16 protein-coding genes and 1 riboswitch are annotated in these 17,467 nt (G+C 72.6%); of the genes, 12 read left to right on the top strand and 4 right to left on the bottom strand.

Annotated features, from left to right (window positions below):
* Window positions 1–32 precede the first annotated feature (32 nt).
* Window positions 33–150, top strand: a riboswitch (SAM riboswitch).
* A 206-nt stretch (window positions 151–356) separates the two neighbouring features.
* Window positions 357–1,721, top strand: coding sequence for an aminotransferase class V-fold PLP-dependent enzyme (locus RNL97_RS08260; RefSeq protein WP_313750528.1), 1,365 nt, complete (start codon window positions 357–359; stop codon window positions 1,719–1,721).
* 169 nt (window positions 1,722–1,890) lie between these two features.
* Here RNL97_RS08260 and RNL97_RS08255 read toward each other — a convergent pair whose 3' ends face one another.
* Together RNL97_RS08255 and RNL97_RS08250 are read right to left on the bottom strand one after the other, a co-directional pair.
* The gene (locus RNL97_RS08255) at window positions 1,891–2,172 is read right to left on the bottom strand and encodes an Lrp/AsnC family transcriptional regulator (RefSeq protein ID WP_003969641.1); all 282 of its coding nucleotides are present in this window, start codon (window positions 2,170–2,172) and stop codon (window positions 1,891–1,893) included.
* Window positions 2,169–2,924: a rhomboid family intramembrane serine protease gene (locus RNL97_RS08250; RefSeq protein WP_030583573.1), complete on the bottom strand. Its 756-nt coding sequence runs from the start codon at window positions 2,922–2,924 to the stop codon at window positions 2,169–2,171. The genes RNL97_RS08255 and RNL97_RS08250 overlap by 4 nt, the downstream gene beginning before the upstream one ends.
* A gap of 194 nt (window positions 2,925–3,118) precedes the next feature.
* Here RNL97_RS08250 and RNL97_RS08245 point away from each other — a divergent pair, with 194 nt between their 5' ends.
* The 5 genes from RNL97_RS08245 to RNL97_RS08225 all read left to right on the top strand — a co-directional run bounded on the left by RNL97_RS08245 (window position 3,119) and on the right by RNL97_RS08225 (window position 8,649).
* The gene (locus RNL97_RS08245) at window positions 3,119–3,361 is read left to right on the top strand and encodes a hypothetical protein (RefSeq protein ID WP_030583570.1); all 243 of its coding nucleotides are present in this window, start codon (window positions 3,119–3,121) and stop codon (window positions 3,359–3,361) included.
* 39 nt (window positions 3,362–3,400) lie between these two features.
* Window positions 3,401–4,762: an NYN domain-containing protein gene (locus tag RNL97_RS08240; protein WP_030583567.1), complete on the top strand. Its 1,362-nt coding sequence runs from the start codon at window positions 3,401–3,403 to the stop codon at window positions 4,760–4,762.
* Between the two features lie 293 nt (window positions 4,763–5,055).
* On the top strand, window positions 5,056–6,081 hold the full coding sequence (locus RNL97_RS08235; protein ID WP_030583565.1) for a C40 family peptidase: 1,026 nt from the start codon (window positions 5,056–5,058) through the stop codon (window positions 6,079–6,081).
* Between the two features lie 266 nt (window positions 6,082–6,347).
* On the top strand, window positions 6,348–7,376 hold the full coding sequence (locus tag RNL97_RS08230; RefSeq protein WP_313750527.1) for a C40 family peptidase: 1,029 nt from the start codon (window positions 6,348–6,350) through the stop codon (window positions 7,374–7,376).
* A 16-nt stretch (window positions 7,377–7,392) separates the two neighbouring features.
* Window positions 7,393–8,649 carry a hypothetical protein gene (locus RNL97_RS08225; protein WP_030583560.1) on the top strand — a complete coding sequence of 419 codons (1,257 nt, stop codon included), beginning with the start codon at window positions 7,393–7,395 and terminating at the stop codon, window positions 8,647–8,649.
* Here the strand turns inward: RNL97_RS08225 and RNL97_RS08220 are convergent.
* Window positions 8,625–9,875 carry a glycosyltransferase 87 family protein gene (locus RNL97_RS08220; protein WP_313751612.1) on the bottom strand — a complete coding sequence of 417 codons (1,251 nt, stop codon included), beginning with the start codon at window positions 9,873–9,875 and terminating at the stop codon, window positions 8,625–8,627. The genes RNL97_RS08225 and RNL97_RS08220 overlap by 25 nt on opposite strands.
* Window positions 9,876–9,981: 106 nt before the next feature.
* On the opposite strand from RNL97_RS08220, the gene RNL97_RS08215 reads away from it, so the two are divergent.
* Complete coding sequence (locus RNL97_RS08215) at window positions 9,982–11,124, top strand: glycosyltransferase family 4 protein (protein ID WP_030583555.1); 1,143 nt, start codon at window positions 9,982–9,984, stop codon at window positions 11,122–11,124.
* A 60-nt stretch (window positions 11,125–11,184) separates the two neighbouring features.
* Here RNL97_RS08215 and RNL97_RS08210 read toward each other — a convergent pair whose 3' ends face one another.
* Window positions 11,185–12,981, bottom strand: coding sequence for an AMP-dependent synthetase/ligase (locus RNL97_RS08210; RefSeq protein WP_030583552.1), 1,797 nt, complete (start codon window positions 12,979–12,981; stop codon window positions 11,185–11,187).
* Window positions 12,982–13,259: 278 nt separating this feature from the next.
* Between RNL97_RS08210 and RNL97_RS08205 the strand changes: the two genes are divergently transcribed.
* From RNL97_RS08205 to RNL97_RS08185, 5 genes are all read left to right on the top strand, one after another.
* Entirely contained in the window at window positions 13,260–14,066 is an 807-nt protein-coding gene (locus tag RNL97_RS08205; protein ID WP_030583549.1) for a metallophosphoesterase family protein, read from the top strand.
* Window positions 14,067–14,175: 109 nt separating this feature from the next.
* A complete protein-coding gene (locus tag RNL97_RS08200; protein ID WP_030583546.1) occupies window positions 14,176–14,625 on the top strand; it encodes an SRPBCC family protein in 450 nt (149 codons plus the stop codon).
* Window positions 14,626–14,630: 5 nt separating this feature from the next.
* The gene (locus RNL97_RS08195) at window positions 14,631–15,815 is read left to right on the top strand and encodes an ArsA family ATPase (RefSeq protein ID WP_313750526.1); all 1,185 of its coding nucleotides are present in this window, start codon (window positions 14,631–14,633) and stop codon (window positions 15,813–15,815) included.
* Between the two features lie 82 nt (window positions 15,816–15,897).
* A complete protein-coding gene (locus RNL97_RS08190; protein ID WP_030583540.1) occupies window positions 15,898–16,368 on the top strand; it encodes a DUF5304 domain-containing protein in 471 nt (156 codons plus the stop codon).
* A 75-nt stretch (window positions 16,369–16,443) separates the two neighbouring features.
* Window positions 16,444–17,385 carry an ROK family glucokinase gene (locus RNL97_RS08185; RefSeq protein WP_030086593.1) on the top strand — a complete coding sequence of 314 codons (942 nt, stop codon included), beginning with the start codon at window positions 16,444–16,446 and terminating at the stop codon, window positions 17,383–17,385.
* Window positions 17,386–17,467 lie beyond the last annotated feature (82 nt).

Here is a 17,467-nt window from a genome sequence, read left to right as displayed (position 1 = left end):
GCGTGCGGACACATATGGCAAGATGCTGCGCAGGTCATGAGTGACAGCGACTACGGCCCCGGCCCGCTGTCCGGCAACCCTCCGTCCGTGGCGGGGTGCCCCGGGTGAAGACCAGGCCGTAGGCAGCGAGGTCTGCGGCAAGCGCGGGCCCCTCGGCATCCAGCGGATGCCAGCCCCCGGGGTCCTGGTCCCTAGGGAGCCTTCTGTGAGCAAGCGAATGCGTTAGGGCTCGTCCCAGGGCTTCTTTCTGCCCTGAGCTGACCGCCCTTCTTCAGCGCACCTCTCTTCCTTCCCTCTCCGCGCCGCCGCGTATCCGCGGGCGCGTTGATTTCGCCTGCCTGTTACGGGAGTTCGCCATGTCTGTCTCCACCGCTGCCCTCGAACCGTCGGTTTGTGCCCCGCTGCCCGTTCTGGGTCAGGACGTCACCGTTCCGCTCGTCACCGGCGGTGAAGTCTCCTACGCCGCGCTCGACTACGCCGCCAGCGCCCCTGCCCTCCAGCGGGTCTGGGACGACGTCGCCGCGTACGCCCCGTACTACGGCAGTGTCCACCGCGGTGCCGGATACCTCTCGCAGCTCTCCACCGACCTCTTCGAGAACAGCCGCCGCACGGTCGCCGAGTTCCTCGGCTGCCGCCCGGAGGACCAGGTGGTCTTCACCCGCTCCACGACCGACTCCCTCAACCTGCTGGCCGCCGCCATCCCCGCGAACTGCCAGGTCTTCGTGTACGAGACCGAGCACCACGCCTCCCTGCTGCCCTGGCGCGACGCCCGGGTCACCTACCTCGACGCGCCCCGCACCCCGGGCCAGGCCGTCGAGACCCTGGAGCGCGCGCTCGCCGACCGCGACCCCTACGGCCCGGCCCTCGTCTGCGTCACCGGCGCCTCCAACGTGACCGGCGAGCTGTGGCCGGTCAAGGAACTGGCCGCCGCCGCCCACGCGCACGGCGCCCGCATCGTCCTGGACGCCGCCCAGCTCGCCCCGCACCACCCCGTCGACATCGCCGAACTGGACGTCGACTGGGTCGCGTTCTCCGGCCACAAGCTGTACGCGCCCTTCGGCTCCGGGGTCCTGGCCGGCCGCGCCGACTGGCTCCGGGCCGCCGAGCCGTACCTCGCCGGCGGCGGCGCGTCCCGCAAGGTCGCCCGGCGCGCCGACGGCGGCGTGGACGTCGACTGGCACACCACGGCCGCCCGCCACGAGGCCGGTTCGCCCAACGTCATCGGCGTCTACTCCATCGCCTCCGCCTGCAAGGCCCTCACCGAGGCGGGCTTCGACAACCTCGTCGCCCGGGAGCAGGAGCTGGTGTCCCGGGTCCGTGAAGGGCTCGCCGAGGTGCCCGAGGTGCAGGTGCTCTCGCTCTTCGGCGAAGACGCGCCCCGGGTCGGCGTCATCTCCTTCGTGGTGCGCGGCTGGAACAGCTCGCACTTCGCCGCGGCGCTCTCCGCCGAGTACGGCATCGGGGTGCGCGACGGCCTCTTCTGCGCCCACCCGCTCGTGCGCACCCTCCTCGGCAGCGACCCGCAGGACCCGGGGGAGTGCGGCGCCCCCGAGGCCGAGCCGGGCGAGCTCTCGCTCAACGCGATCCGGGTCAGCTTCGGGGCCGGCACGCCCGACGAGCACATCGACCGTTTCCTGCGCGCGGTCTCCGAGCTGGTCCGCGAGGGCGCCCGGTGGAAGTACCGCACCGAGGACGGCCGCTGCGTCCCGGACCGCGGGTAGGGGGTGTCCTGTCGGTCAGACCGGATCAGGGTGCGGTGCCGGGGCACGCGAGCCTGGGACGGCCGGCAGGACACCCCCTCGGGCCGCGCAGGTCCGAGGGCGGGACCGTACGGAAACACCTCGGCCGGGGACGGGCGCGCTGCCCGTCCCCGGCCGAGGTGTACCGGAGTTACGCGTCGAGGCCGATGGCGAACGCCGCTTCCAGGTCGTGCTGGGAGTACGTACGGAACGCCACATGGGTGTCCGTGCCCTCGACGCCCGGAATCTTGCTGATCCGGCCGGGGATGACATCGGCGAGGTCGTCGTGCCGGGCGACCCGGACCATGGCGATCAGGTCGTAGGTGCCGGTGACGGAGAAGACCTCGCTGACGCTGTCCAGCGCGGCGATGGCCTCGGCGATCTCCGGAATCCGGTCCACACTGGTCTTGATGAGCACGATCGCGGTGATCACGGCTGACTGTCTCCCTCGGTGGCCGTGGCTGGAACCTTCACTCTAGCCCTCCGCCCATACCGCACCCAGGCGTAGAGGAACCCGGCGGCGAACCCGGCGACATGCGCCAGATACGCCACCCCCGGCCCGGCGTCCGCGCTCTGCGCCGCCGCCCACTGGAGCCCGAACCAGAAGATCAGCACGATCCAGGCGGGAAAGCGCAGTGGCAGGAAGAAGAGGAACGGGAACAGGCTGGTCACCCGGGCCTTGGGGAAGAGGTACAGGAACGCGCCGAGCACCGCGGAGATCGCCCCCGACGCCCCGACCAGCGTCTGCTCGGAGTCCGCGTGCGCCGCCGCGTAGCAGACCAGCGCCACATAGCCGCAGCCCATGTAGAACAGCGCGAACCGCGTCCGCCCCATGCGCTCCTCGGCCATCGCGCCGAACACGTACAGGAACAGCAGGTTGCCCAGCAGGTGCAGCCAGCTGCCGTGCACGAACAGCGCCGTGAACGGGGTGGTCAGGGCGTGCGCGGAGCCCTCCCACAGCTCGGCGGGGATCACCCCCCACCGCTCGAAGTACGCGGCCTGCGCGGAGAGCAGCGCCTCCTCGCTCCGGTGGGCGGCGCCGCCGAAACCGGAGAGCGGGCTGATCAGGAAGATGACCCCGCACACGCCGATCAGCCCGTACGTGACCGGGGCGCCGCTCGACACCGCCGCGTCCCGGATCCTGCCGGCCGTGGTCCGCCATCCGGCCTGCCGCCACTCGATCATGTACAGAGCATGGCGTACCGGTCGAGAACGGGACGGAGCGCCTCGCCGTGCCGATGCCTATACGCGAGGCCGTAGGGTTACGCCAGGACTTCCGCAGTTCGACGGCGCACCGCGAGATCCTTGACGTAGACAGGTGGAGTCGCGGCGGCGCGCCCGGCGCGGGCTCCTGGAAACGACGAAAGAGGACGCAAACGATGGCGACGGTTCCCCTGCCGACGGACTCGACCCGCTGGCGCTGCACCCTGTGCGGCAACCTCACGCGCTTCGACGTGACCCGCTCCTCCAAGGTCGTGGAGTACGTGCACCTCGACCTGGCCGGTGAGTCGAGTGTCGAGGAGCGGGAGGTCGTCAGTGAGACCATCGAGTCGGTCCGCTGCCGTTGGTGCAACGCGGTGGACCAGATCGAACTGGTGGACAGGCCGGGTGCCGCTTCCTGAGGGAGCGCACCCTTCGACATATCTATGGGGTGACGGACGGTGGATCAGCCGACCAGCGGCGCCGGACCGGCCGAGGAGGCCGACGGCGGCGCAGAGGCGCTCGGCCGTCCGCTGCCCGAGGGCGTGCGACGGCGGGTGATCGCGCTGGTCTCGGACGCCTTCGGTGCTCTGACCGTCGCCGAACTGCCCGCCCAGCTACGGCAGTACGCCCGGTTCACCCCGACCCGGCGGGCGAAGTTCGCGGGGAACGCGATGGCCGCCGCGCTGGAGGGCGACGCCGTCTTCCGGCGGCGGATCGGTGAGCGGCTCGGCCAGTCCCAGCCCGAGCTGACGGGTGCGCTGGAGGCGGGCGCGCCGCCCGCCGCCGCCGATCCCCTCGATGTGGCCGCGGCCGCCTATGTGCTGCGCCCGGCCGGCTGGGTCAAGCTGGTCGAATCGGCCGGCGAGGAGGTCCAGCGCGCCGACGCGGAACGGGCGGACGAGGAGACGCGGCGGGAACTGGACCAGCTGCGCGAGGAGCTGGAGCGGGCCCGCGCCCACACCCGCACCGAGACCGAGCGGCTGCGCACCGAGCTGGAGGCGGCCCGCAAGGAGGCCGAGTCGCTGCACCGCAAGCTGCGCAGCGCGCTCAGCGAGGTGAAGCGCGGCGAGGCCGCCCTGCGCCGCAGCGCCGCCGAGACCGACGCCGTACGGGCCGAGTCGGCCGCCCAGCTCTCCGCCGTGGAGAGTGAGTCGCGCCGGCTCAAGGGGCGGCTGGCGGAGGCCGAGGCGGCCCTGGAGGCGAGCCGCCGCGCCGCCCGCGAAGGCCGCTCGGTGGAGGACATGAGGCTGCGGTTGCTCCTGGACACCGTGCTGGACGCGGCCGCGGGGCTGCGGCGGGAGCTGGCGCTCCCTCCGGCGACCACCCATCCCGCCGACACCGTGGACGCGCTGGAGCCGGGCCGCATGTCGCCCAAGGACATTGCCGCGCGCGCTCTTTCGGAGACCGATCCGGCGCTGCTGGACCAGCTGCTGGCGCTGCCGCAGGCGCACCTCATCGTGGACGGCTACAACGTCACCAAGACCGGCTATCCCCAGATGCCGCTGGAGAAGCAGCGGTTGCGGCTGCTGGGCGGGCTCTCCGTGCTCGCGGCGCAGACCGGCGCCGAGATGACCTGTGTCTTCGACGGGGCCGAACTGGCCGCCCCGGTGCTGCTCGCCCCGCCGCGCGGCGTACGGGTGCTGTTCAGCAAGCCCGGCGTCACGGCGGACGAGGTGATCCGCCAACTCGCCCGCGCGGAGCCGCCGGGACGGCCCGTGGTGGTCGTGTCCACCGACCGCGAGGTGGCGGACGGCGTGGCGAAGGCCGGGGCGCGGCCGGTCGCATCCGTCTTGCTCCTCAAGCGCCTTTCGCGTGTCTAAAGGGGTTTGGGTGGCATGTGTGACATGCCGGATTTCTGGGAACGTACCGTCAAGTCGCCGCTACACGCGGTGGAGTGAGAGTAAAGAAGTTCCTGGTGTGACGAGAAAAATCCTGTGAGGATTTGAACTGATCACAAGATGGTCACTAAGGTCAGGCCTCGAACCTTCGCACGGTTGATCACCCATTGGGGGTGGCGGCGAAGGAACCGCCGAGTCCGTCATGTGCACGGAGCCGGGGATCCTGTCCCCCACAAGCCCGGTAGGCGGCTCTGAGGAAGAAGGAGCTCGCCTTCGTGGCGTCCCACCGTCGTCCCAAGCAGCCGAGCCGCACCCGCGTGACCGTGCTCACCGCGACCGCCGCCGCGGCCGTGGCCCTGACCTCCCAGGCCGCCCACGCCGACCCCAAGCCGAGCAAGAGCGAAGTCAAGGCGAAGGTCGACAAGCTCTACCACGAGGCCGAGGCCGCCACCGAGAAGTACAACGGGGCCAAGGAGCAGCAGGACAACCTGAAGAAGGAAGTCGACGCGCTCCAGGACAAGGTCGCCCGCGGTCAGGCCGAGCTCAACACGCTCCGCACCGAGCTGGGTTCGATCGCCACCGCGCAGTACCGCTCCGGCGGCATCGACCCGTCCGTCGCCCTCTTCCTCGCCTCGGACCCGGACAGCTTCCTCGACCAGGCCTCCGCGCTCGACCAGCTGACGGTCAAGCAGACGGAAGCGCTGCAGAAGATCCAGTCCAAGCAGCGCACCCTCGCCCAGCAGCGCAAGGAAGCCCAGGACAAGCTCGGCGACCTCGCCGACGTCCGCAAGGCGCTCGGCGAGAACAAGAAGAAGTACCAGGGCAAGCTGGCCGACGCCCAGCAGCTCCTCAACACGCTGACGCAGGCCGAGCGGGCCAAGATGCAGCAGGACGAGCAGCGCGCCAGCCGCGCCGCCAGCGACCGGGTCGAACTCGGCAACGAGGCCCCCGCGTCCAACCGCGGCGCGGCCGCCCTGGCCGCCGCCGCCACGCAGATCGGCAAGCCGTACGTCTCCGGCGGCACGGGCCCCAACTCCTACGACTGCTCCGGCCTGACCCAGTGGGCCTTCGCCCAGGCGAACGTCCACATCAGCCGGACCACGTTCACCCAGCACAACGACGGCACGAAGATCGGCCGCAGCCAGCTGAGGCCGGGCGACCTGGTCTTCTTCAACAACCTGGCGCACGTCGGCTTCTACGCCGGCAACAACCAGATCCTGCACGCCCCGAAGCCGGGCACCGTCGTCCGCTACGAGTCGATGGACTACATGGGCACCTTCCAGTTCGGCGTCCGCATCTGACGCTGACGCTGACGCGACAGCGCGCGACGGCACGCCCGAACGAGGGAATCGCCGCGCACCACGCTGACGCCCCCGCCCCGCCGGAGACCAAGGTCACCGGCGGGGCGGCGGCTTTCCGGCCCCCGTTCCGACCGCGGAGGGGTCTTTGGCCGGTGCGTAGTCATCCGATTACTGTCTGGCTGCTGCGCAGCTCCCGGACTCCGTCCGCCCACCCGGGCGGCAGGGGCTGCGCACCACCGCGTCAGCGGAAGGGAGTGCGGCTACCAGTGGTGTCCCATCGCCGTTGCACACAGTCCGGCTTCACCAGAGGCGTCCGGGTCACGGTCGTCTCGGCGGCGGCAGCCACCGCGGCCGCCACCCTGACCGGGGCCCCGGCGAGCGCCGACCCGAAGGAGACCCGACAGAGCGCCAAGGCCGCCGTCGACCGCCTCTACGAGGAGGCCGAGCAGGCCACCGAGCGGTTCAACGCCGCCGGGGAGCGCGTGAAGCGGCTGCGCGGCGAGGCGGACCGCGCCCAGGACGCCACGGCCCGGGGCCAGCAACGCGTCAACGAGATGCGCAACGCGCTCGGCGCGATGGCGGGCGCCCAGTACCGCACCGGCTCCATCGACCCCTCGGTCGCCCTGCTGCTCTCCGCCGACCCGGACACCTACCTGGAGCAGGCCGCGGCGCTCGACCGGGCCGGAGCCCGCCAGGCGATGACCCTGGACAAGCTGCGGCACGCGCAGCGGGGGCTCGCCCAGACCCGCGCCGAGACCACTCGCGCCCTGACCGACCTGGAGCGCAACCGGGCCGCCGTCACCCGCCACAAACGCGCCGTCGAGTCCAAGCTCCGCGAGGCCCGCCGACTGCTCGACTCGCTGCCGCCCGAGGAACGCGCCTCCTTCGACCGGGCCTCCCGCTCCGGCCGCGAAGGACTGCCCGACCTCTCCGGCGTCGCCCCCGGCTCGGCCCGCGCGATGTCCGCCGTGGCCGCCGTCCACCAGGCGCTCGGGAGACCCTACGTCTGGGGCGCCGACGGACCCTCCGGATTCGACTGTTCCGGCCTGATGCAGTGGGCCTACGCCCAGGCCGGGGTGAGCCTTCCCCGCACCTCCCAGGCCCAGCGCTACGCGGGCCGCATGGTGCCCCTCTCCCAGGCCCAGCCCGGCGACCTGGTCGCCTACCGGGCGGACGCCAGCCACATCGGCATGTACGTCGGCAACGGCCAGGTCGTCCACGCCCCCTACCCGGGCGCCGCGGTCCGCTACGATCCGGTCGGCATGATGCCCGTCTCCTCGGTCACCCGGATCTGACCGTACGATCGGCAGGGTGGCCGTACGAGGACGTGACGCGCGTGGGGGAGGCCCCCGGGGACGGCGGCGTGCGGCGGGCCTGCTGCTCGCCGCACTCCTGACCGCGTCCGCCTGCACGGCCTCCGCCGCCCCGGACACCTTCCTCACCACCGGGGCCCTCGACGCCACCCTGGAGCGCCGCGCGGCGGCCGTCCTCGCCCACGACGCGGCGGGCTACCTCGACGGCCTCGCCCCGGACGCCGCGAAGCTGCGGGCCGCCCAGCGCACCGAGCTGGACCGGCTCGCCGACGTGCCGCTGAAGTCGTGGACGTACGACGTCAAGGACATCACCGAGCAGGACGGGCAGTGGGCCACCGCCGAGGTGGAGCTGCGCTACCGGATCGACGGTTACGACACCGCCCCCGTCGCCACCCGCCGCGTCCTGGAGCTGATGCGCGACGGCGACCGCTGGTACATCACCGAGGACCGGCCCGCCAAGGGCGCCTCGGGGCAGCTGTGGCAGCAGGGGGACGTGGAGGTCGTCCAGGGCGCCCACAGCATCGTCCTGGGCGTCGGACGGGGCGAGGAGGAGCTGCGGCAGATCGCCGACACCGTGGACCTCGCCGTACCGGCCGTCTCGGACGCCTGGCCGCGCCCCTGGAACCGCCGGGTGGTCGTCCTCGTCCCGGACTCCGTCGAGTCCATGGCGGGACTGCTCGGCTCGCCGGAGGCCAGCTACCGGGGCATCGCCGCCGTCACCACCGGCGAGGTCGGCGGCACCGGCGAACGCCCCGCCATCGCCGACCGGGTGATCGTCAACCCGCAGGCGTACGCCACCCTCGGCAGCTTCGGGCAGCGGATCGTCCTGACCCATGAGACGACCCATGTCGCCACCCGGACCAGCACCTCCACCGCCACCCCCGTCTGGCTCTCCGAGGGCTTCGCCGACTGGACCGCCTACCGGGGCGAGGACCGCGCCGCCGACACCATCGCCCCCGAACTGGCCGAGGCCGTCCGCAGCGGCCGGACCCCCGCCGCACTCCCCGCCGACCCGGACTTCGGCTTCGACGGCGACCCGGCGAAGCTCGCGGGAGCGTACGAGGGCGGCTGGCTGGCCTGCGAGCTGATCGCCGAGCGATGGGGCAAGGAGAAGCTCATCGCCTTCTACGAGGCCGTCGGTGCGCACGACGGGCGAAAGGGGGCGGTGGACAAGGCCCTGCAGGCGGTGCTCGACACCACCCCCGGGCAGTTCACCGCCGACTGGCGCGACTACCTCGCCACCCGGCTCGGCTGACCCTCCACCGCGCTGGGGACGGCCTCCGCACGCGGCCTCCCCGGAACCGTCGACCGCCACAGCCGCCGCGCCGCGATCAGCGAGGCCGCCACCAGCAGCCCGTTCCGTACGACCAGGAGCGTCACACCGCGCGCGTCGCTCGCCACCACATGGCCGAAGCCGATCGGGAACTCCAGCAGCGTCACCCCCGCGGCCACCAGCACCAGGACCGCGGGCAGGGCCATCGCCGCCCCCCTGAACACCAGGCACACCGCGGCCAGCCCGACCAGCCACACCACGTACTGCGGGCTGATCACCCGGCTGGTCACCGTGAACAGCAGCACCGCCGTGAACGCCGCCTCGGCCGGAGTGCGCACGGCGAAGAGGCGCGCCCGCAGCCGCCACAGCAGCAGCCAGCCCAGCGCCAGGACCGCGAGCCCCAGCGCCAGCGTCGACACCAGCTCCACGTGCGGCCCGACGAACTCCAGCGAGCCGTAGCGCAGCTCCACCCGCCCCTCCCAGCCGAACTGCCGGGCCACATGGAAGACCAGCGCCCCCAGCGACTCGACCTCGGTGCCACGGTCCCGCTGGAAGGCCAGGAACGCGAACGCCCCGGGCATCCACAGCGCGAACGCCGCCGCCAGACCCGCCGCGCTCAGTGCCGCCGAGGTCCAGGCGACCCGGGTCGGGCGCCCCTTGCGCACCCCCACCAGCAGCAGCGCCGGCCACCCCTTCAGCAGCGCCCCGAACGCGGCCAGCGCCCCCAGCGCCCGGGGCCTGCGCACGCCTGCCAGCAGCGCCGCCACCGCGACCGCCGTCACCATCAGGTCGTAGCGGGCGTAGACCGTCGGGCCCAGCAGCGGCACCCCCACGACCCACACCCAGGCGCCCGCCGCCCGTATGCCCGGCCCTCTTCCCGCGTACAGCAGCAGCCCCAGCACCAGCGCGTCGCAGACCAGCACCAGCACGAAGAACGCCGTCGCGTACTCCCAGAACGGCAGCAGGGCGGGGGAGAGGACCGCCAGGGCCGCCCCGGGCGGGTACTGCCAGGTGACGTCGTCCCGGGGGTACGTGCCGGTCAGCAGGACCTCGTACCAGCCCCGGTAGATAACCGAGACGTCCACCGTGACGTCCGGGCCGGCCACGGTGGACACCTTGAACACGCAGGCCAGCAGCCAGAGGCGGGTCAGCGCCCACACCGCGTACGGCCACGGTCCGGTGCCGGTGGGTGTTCGTCCCGTCGTCATCGCCGCCTCGTCGTCGCTCGTGTCCGGCCGGCCCCCCGGCGGCTCATGATGCCGTCGGGAGAGCGCGTCAGCGGTGAAGCGCGGCCGTTCGGTACTGTCGGCGGCGATGGACAAGACCTTGATCGTGACCAACGACTTCCCGCCCCGCCCCGGTGGCATCCAGGCGTTCCTGCACAACATGGCGCTGCGCCTGGATCCCGAGAGGGTCGTCGTCTACGCCTCCACCTGGAAGCGCGGCGAGGAGGGTGCGGCGGCCACCGCCGCCTTCGACGCCGAGCAGCCCTTCCCCGTGGTCCGCGACCGGACGACGATGCTGCTGCCGACCCCGCGCGTCACCCGCCGGGCCACCGAACTGCTGCGCGAACACGGCTGCACCTCCGTCTGGTTCGGAGCAGCCGCCCCGCTCGGCCTGATGGCCCCGGCGCTGCGCCGCGCGGGCGCCGGGCGCCTGGTGGCCACCACCCACGGCCACGAGGCGGGCTGGGCGCAACTGCCCGCCTCCCGGCAACTGCTGCGCCGGATCGGGGATGCCACGGACACGATCACCTACCTCGGTGAGTACACCCGCTCCCGGATCGCCGCCGCGCTCACCCCCGACGCGGCCGGCCGCATGGTCCAACTGCCGCCCGGCGTCGACGAGAAGACCTTCCACCCGGCTTCCGGCGGCGACCGCGTCCGGGCCCGCCTCGGGCTCGTGGACCGCCCGGTGGTCGTCTGCGTCTCGCGCCTGGTGCCGCGCAAGGGCCAGGACACCCTGATCCTGGCCATGCCCGCGATCCTCGCGCGGATCCCGGACGCGGTGCTGCTGATCGTCGGAGGCGGGCCGTACGCCCAGGACCTGAAGCGGCTCGCGGAGCAGACCGGGGTGCGGGACTCGGTGCGCTTCACCGGACCGGTGCCCTGGGCGGAACTGCCCGCGCACTACGGAGCGGGGGACGTCTTCGCGATGCCCTGCCGGACCCGGCGCGGCGGGCTCGACGTGGAGGGCCTCGGGATCGTCTACCTGGAGGCGTCCGCGACCGGGCTGCCCGTGGTGGCCGGTGACTCCGGCGGCGCCCCGGACGCGGTGCTGGACGGCGAGACGGGCTGGGTGGTGCGCGGCGGCAGTGCCGAGGAGTCGGCGGACCGGATCGTCACGCTGCTCGGCGACCCGGAACTGCGGCAGCGGATGGGGGAGCGCGGCCGGGCCTGGGTCGAGGAGAAGTGGCGCTGGGACCTGCTCGCGGAGAAGCTCAAGACCCTGCTGTGACCGTGCGTACGCCGGAGGGGCCCGCGCTTTCGAAAAGCGCGGGCCCCTCCGGCGTAACCCTCAGGCGCGGTAGATCGACTCCACCTCGTCCGCGAAGTCCTTCGCCACCACGTTCCGCTTGAGCTTCAGCGACGGGGTGATGTGGCCCGCCTCCTCGGTGAACTGGGACGGGAGAATACGGAACTTGCGCACCGACTCCGCCTTGGAGACCGCCGCGTTGCCGTCGTCCACCGCCCGCTGCACCTCGGCCAGGAGCTCCGCGTCCTCGCGCAGCGACAGGGCCGTCGAGCCGGCCGGCTTGCCGTTCTCCTCGGCCCAACGGCTCAGGAACTCCTCGTCGAGGGTGACCAGCGCGCCGACGAACGGGCGGCCGTCGCCGACCACCATGCACTCGGCGACCAGCGCGTGCGCGCGGATCCGGTCCTCGATGACGGCCGGAGCGACGTTCTTGCCGCCCGCCGTCACGATGATCTCCTTCTTGCGACCGGTGATCGCGAGGTAGCCGTCCTCGTCGAGCGTGCCGATGTCCCCGGTGTGGAACCACCCGTCGGCCAGCGCATCGGCGGAGGCCGCCTCGTTGTTCCAGTAACCGGTGAACAGGTGCTCGCCGTGCAGCAGCACCTCCCCGTCGTCCGCGATCCGCACGACCGAGCCGGGCAGCGGCTGGCCGACCGTGCCGATCTTCGGCCGGTCCCACGGGTTGAACGCGGTGGCCGCGCACGATTCGGTCAGGCCGTAGCCCTCCAGGACCGTGAAGCCGATGCCCCGGTAGAAGTGGCCGAGCCGCTCGCCCAGCGGCGCGCCGCCGGAGATCGCGTACTCGCCCCGGCCGCCGAGGACCGCGCGGAGCTTGCCGAAGACCAGCTTGTCGAAGAGCTTGTGCTTGAGCCTCAGACCCAGCGCCGGGCCCTGCGGAGTGCTCAGCGCCCGGCTGTAGGCGATCGCCGTGTCGGCGGCCCGGTCGAAGATCTTGCCCTTGCCGTCCGCCTGCGCCTTGGCGCGGGCCGCGTTGTAGACCTTCTCGAAGACCCGGGGCACGCCCAGGATCAGCGTCGGCCGGAACGAGGCCAGCTCGTCGGTGAGGTTCTTGATGTCCGGGACGCAGCCGAGCTTGATCGGGGCCATCACCGAGGCCACCTCGACCAGCCGGCCGAAGACGTGCGCGGCGGGCAGGAACAGCAGCACCGAGCACTCGCCCGTACGGAACAGCGGCTTCAGCCGCTCCACCACGTTGCCGCACTCCGCGAAGAAGCTGCGGTGGGTGAGCACACAGCCCTTGGGGCGGCCCGTGGTGCCCGAGGTGTAGACGATCGTCGCCGGGTCGTCCGCCTTGGCGCTGACCATCCGCAGGTCCATGGTCTCCTCGGAGACCTCGGCACCCGCCTTGCCGAGCGCCTCCACCGCGCCCGCGTCGATCCGCCAGACATGCGCCAGCTCCGGCAGGGAGTCCCGTACGGAGGCCACGGCCGCGGCGTGCGCTTCGCTCTCCACGAGCACCGCCACCGCCCCGGAGTCACCGAGGATCCACTGCACCTGCTCGGCGGAGCTGGTCTCGTACACCGGCACGGTCACCGCGCCAGCGCTCCAGATCGCGAAGTCCAGCAGCACCCACTCGAAACGGGTGCGCGACATCAGGGCGACCCGGTCGCCGGGCTGCACGCCCGAGGCGATCAGCCCTTTGGCGGCGGCTCTCACCTCGGCCAGGAACTGGGTGGCGCCGACGTCCGTCCAGACGCCGGCCACCTTGCGGCTCATCACCGCGACTTCGGGATGCTGAGCGGCATTGCGGCGGATGAGATCCGTCAGGTTGCCGTCCGTCGGGACCTCGTACAGGGCCGGAAGGCTGAACTCGCGCAAGACTGCTGCTCCTCATCGGGCTCCGGTGCCACGGCTCTGTGTGACGCACCGGCTGCGGTCCAAGATGGGCGGGTGCTCAGTGGGGTGAGCACGACTGGACTGCCCGGACGTTACCCACCGGTACTCGGTTCCGGATAGGGGGTTCCGGCCAGATGTCTTATGCATCACACATATAAATGGCCCTTTCGCGCACAGTAGTCCACTGCCGTCCCGACGTGGAAGTAACCGCAGGTCCGGACGGTCTACCCGGGACCGGAGGGGCGCTCTAGGGTGATCGCATGCGAGGCAGCGAACCGGACAGCCGGGACCCGGCCGCCAGGCCGACCCGGATTCACGTGGTCAGCGACGTGCACGGCAACACCGAGGCCCTGGCCCGTGCGGGGGACGGCGCCGACGCGCTGATCTGCCTCGGTGACCTGGTGCTCTTCCTCGATTACGCCGACCACTCGCGCGGCATCTTCCCCGACCTGTTCGGCAAGGAGAACGCCGACCGCATCGTCGCCCTGCGCACCGCCCGCCGCTACGACGAGGCCCGCGCCTTCGGCCGCGAACTGTGGGCCGGCCGCGACCGCAACACCGAGATCCTCGCCGCCGTACGCAAGCAGTACGCCGAACTCTTCGCGGCCTTCCCCACTCCGACGTACGCCACCTACGGCAACGTCGACGTCCCCGACCTCTGGCCCGAGTACGCCCGCCCCGGCACCACCGTGCTCGACGGCGAACGCGTCGAGATCGGCGGCCGGGTCTTCGGCTTCGTCGGCGGCGGGCTCAAGACCCCGATGAACACCCCGTACGAGATCAGCGACGAGGAGTACGCCGCCAAGGTCGAGGCGCTCGGCCCGGTCGACGTCCTCTGCTCGCACATCCCGCCCGAGGTCCCCGAGCTGACCTACGACACCGTCGCCCGCCGCTTCGAACGCGGCAGCACCGCCCTGCTGGAGGCGATCCGCGCCACCCGCCCCCGATACGCGCTTTTCGGCCATGTTCACCAGCCGTTGGTCCGCCGGATGCGCATCGGTACCACCGAGTGCGTCAACGTCGGCCACTTCGCGTCGACCGGAACGCCCTGGGCGCTGACCTGGTGAGCGCCGGCGGCCGGGGCGTGGACCGGAGCGCCCCGGGCACGCGATAGCCTGCACAGCGGCAGGCTCCTGCCGACAGCGACCGGTATCACCGCACTGGAGGGCCACGGCGATGGCTGAACACACCAGCTCGAGCATCACGATCGAGGCGGCGCCGGCCGACGTCATGGGCGTGATCGCCGACTTCGCCCGCTACCCGGAGTGGACCGGCGAGGTCAAGGAGGCCGAGATCCTCTCCACCGACGGCCAGGGCCGCGCCGAGCAGGTCCGCCTCGTCCTGGACGCCGGAGCGATCAAGGACGACCACGTCCTCGCCTACACGTGGACCGGTGAGAACGAGGTCAGCTGGAGCCTCGTCAAGTCCCAGATGCTGCGTTCCCTGGACGGCACCTACGCCCTCACCCCGGTCGCCGGCGGCGAGCGCACCGAGGTCACCTACCGGCTCGCCGTCGACGTCAAGATCCCGCTGCTCGGCATGATCAAGCGCAAGGCCGAGAAGGTCATCATCGACCGCGCCCTCGCCGGTCTGAAGAAGCGCGTCGAGTCCGCCCCCGGGGCCTGAGCGACGTGCGTACGGTCCTGGTCACCGGCCCCGGCGGCGCGGGCCGTACCACCGTCGCGGCGGCCACCGCACTGGCCGCCGCCGACCGCGGCAGCCGTACCCTGCTGCTCTCCGCCGAGGCCATACCGGGCTTCCCGGCCGGCACCGGACCCACCCCGGTCACCGACCGCCTCGACCACGTCCGCATCGACTCCGGCGAGCACTTCCGCGCCGAACTCACCGAGCTGCAGAACCGTGCCTCCGGCGTCCTCGACCTGCTCGGCGCGGGCCGGCTCGACGGCGAGGAGCTCACCGAACTCCCCGGCTCCCCGCAGCTCGCCCTGCTGCACACGCTGCGCCGCGCCGCCGAGGGCGACCTGTCCGGCTACGAGACCCTCGTCGTCGACCTCCCGCCGCTCACCGAGGCCCTGGCCCTGCTCGCCCTCCCCGAACAGCTGCGCCGCTACCTGCGCCGGCTGCTCCCCGCCGAACGCCAGGCCGCCCGCGCCCTGCGCCCCGTCCTCGCCCAGCTGGCCGGGGTCCCGATGCCCGCACAGTGGCTGTACGAGGCCGCCGCCCGCAAGGACGAGGAGCTGGCCGCCGTCCAGGCCCTCATCGAGGACGGGGCCACCACGCTCCGGCTGGTCGCCGAGCCGGGCCCGGCCGCCGAGGACGCCCTGCGCACCGCCCGGACCGGCCTCTCCCTGCACGGGCTGACCGCCGATCTGCTGGTCGCCTCCCGTGTGCTGCCCCGCCACTCCTCGGACCCCTGGTTCGCCGCGCTCGCCGCCCAGCAGGAGAAGTGCCTGGACCACTGGCACCAGGACGTCGCCCCGGACCTCCCCGTGCACGAGGCCGCCCACCTGGGCCGGGACCCCGAGGGCGTGGACGACCTGGCCGCGCTGGAGATCCCCGCACCCGGCGACCGGACGCCCGGCCGGGCCGGCGACCCCTGGTGGACCGAGGAGGAGCAGGACGCCGAGGAGGCCGCCACTTTCACCTGGTGCCTGCCGCTGCCCGGGGCCGCCAAGGAGGACCTGCGCCTGGTCCGCCGGGGCGACGAACTGCTCCTGACCGTCGGCCCCTTCCACCGGATCGTGCGGATCGCCTCCGCGCTGCGCCGCTGCACCGTCTCCGGCGCGGCCCTGGCCGACGGGGTGCTGCGGGTGCGGTTCACCCCGGACCCGGCCCTGTGGCCGCGTACCTCCTGAACGCCCTGCGGCCATTCGGGTAACGTCGGTAGTACGTGAACGGCAGGCCGACCGTCGGCCGCCCGCGTCGCAGGAGTCCGCCATGAGTGAAGCCACCGATCGTCCCGTCGACGGCGACGCGTGGGCCGACGCCTGCGCCGAGGACCTCGCGGCCGAGAAGGCCCGCCGCCGCGCGCAGTACGGCCCGCAGCCCGGATCCGCCGCCGAGGAACTGCGCAAGCTGGTCGACGCCGTCGCCGACAAGGTCTCCTCGCTCCAGACCCCGCTGTTCGGCGTCGCCGCCCAGGGCGCGGTCCAGCAGGCCATCCGGCAGGCGAAGTCCGCCGTGGAACCCGTCATCGAACGCAACCCCCAGGTCTTCGACCACCTCGCCGCCGCGGGCAACGAACTGCTGGCCGCCTACCGCTCCGCGGTGGAGGGCCAGGAGAGCCGCTGGACCCGCACCGCCGAGGGCGCATCGGGCACCGCGGGCCCCTCGAAGGAGGCCGCCGACGACCCGTCCGACCCCCGGGACGACGGCCCTTCCGGCACCGAACGCATCGACCTGGACTGACCGGCTCCGGCCGGTACCGGGCGCGGCCTCGGGTACGGTTGCCCCTAGCGGGGCTCGACCGAAACTGAGGGATTCATGGGACTCACCATCGGCGTCGATATCGGCGGCACGAAGATCGCGGCTGGAGTGGTCGACGAAGAGGGCCGGATCCTCTCGACGTTCAAGGTGGCGACCCCGCCGACGGCCGAAGGCATCGTCGACGCGATCTGCGCGGCGGTCGCCGGGGCGAGCGAGGGCCACGACGTGGAGGCCGTCGGCATCGGCGCCGCCGGTTACGTCGACGACAAGCGCGCCACCGTCCTCTTCGCACCGAACATCAACTGGCGTCACGAGCCGCTCAAGGACAAGGTCGAGCAGCGCGTCGGCCTGCCCGTCGTCGTCGAGAACGACGCCAACGCCGCGGCCTGGGGCGAATACCGCTTCGGGGCCGGCCAGGGCCATGACGACGTCATCTGCATCACGCTCGGCACCGGCCTCGGCGGCGGCATCATCATCGGGAACAAGCTGCGCCGCGGACGCTTCGGCGTGGCCGCCGAGTTCGGCCACATCCGGGTCGTCCCGGACGGTCTGCTCTGCGGCTGCGGCAGCCAGGGCTGCTGGGAGCAGTACGCCTCCGGCCGCGCGCTCGTCCGGTACGCCAAGCAGCGCGCCAACGCCACCCCCGAGAACGCCGCCGTCCTGCTCGGCCTCGGCGACGGCTCGGTGGACGGCATCGAGGGCAAGCACATCAGCGAGGCCGCCCGCCAGGGCGACCCGGTGGCCATCGACTCGTTCCGCGAGCTGGCCCGCTGGGCCGGCGCCGGGCTGGCCGACCTCGCCTCGCTGTTCGACCCGTCCGCGTTCATCGTCGGCGGCGGCGTATCGGACGAGGGCGAGCTCGTCCTCGACCCGATCCGCAAGTCGTTCCGGCGCTGGCTGATCGGCGGCGAGTGGCGTCCGCACGCCCAGGTGCTGGCCGCCCAACTCGGCGGCAAGGCAGGGCTCGTGGGCGCGGCCGACCTGGCCCGCCAGGGCTAGGGGGCTCCGGGGCCACCCGCGCCGCACGGCCCCACGACGCATCGGACGCCCGCCGCCGCCCTCCGGGGCAGCGGCGGGCGTC

The sequence above is a fragment of the Streptomyces parvus genome, assembly GCF_032121415.1.
Lineage (GTDB): Bacteria > Actinomycetota > Actinomycetes > Streptomycetales > Streptomycetaceae > Streptomyces > Streptomyces globisporus_A.
Note: the sequence above shows the minus strand (reverse complement) of the source record. Positions and strands in the feature narration are given on the sequence as shown.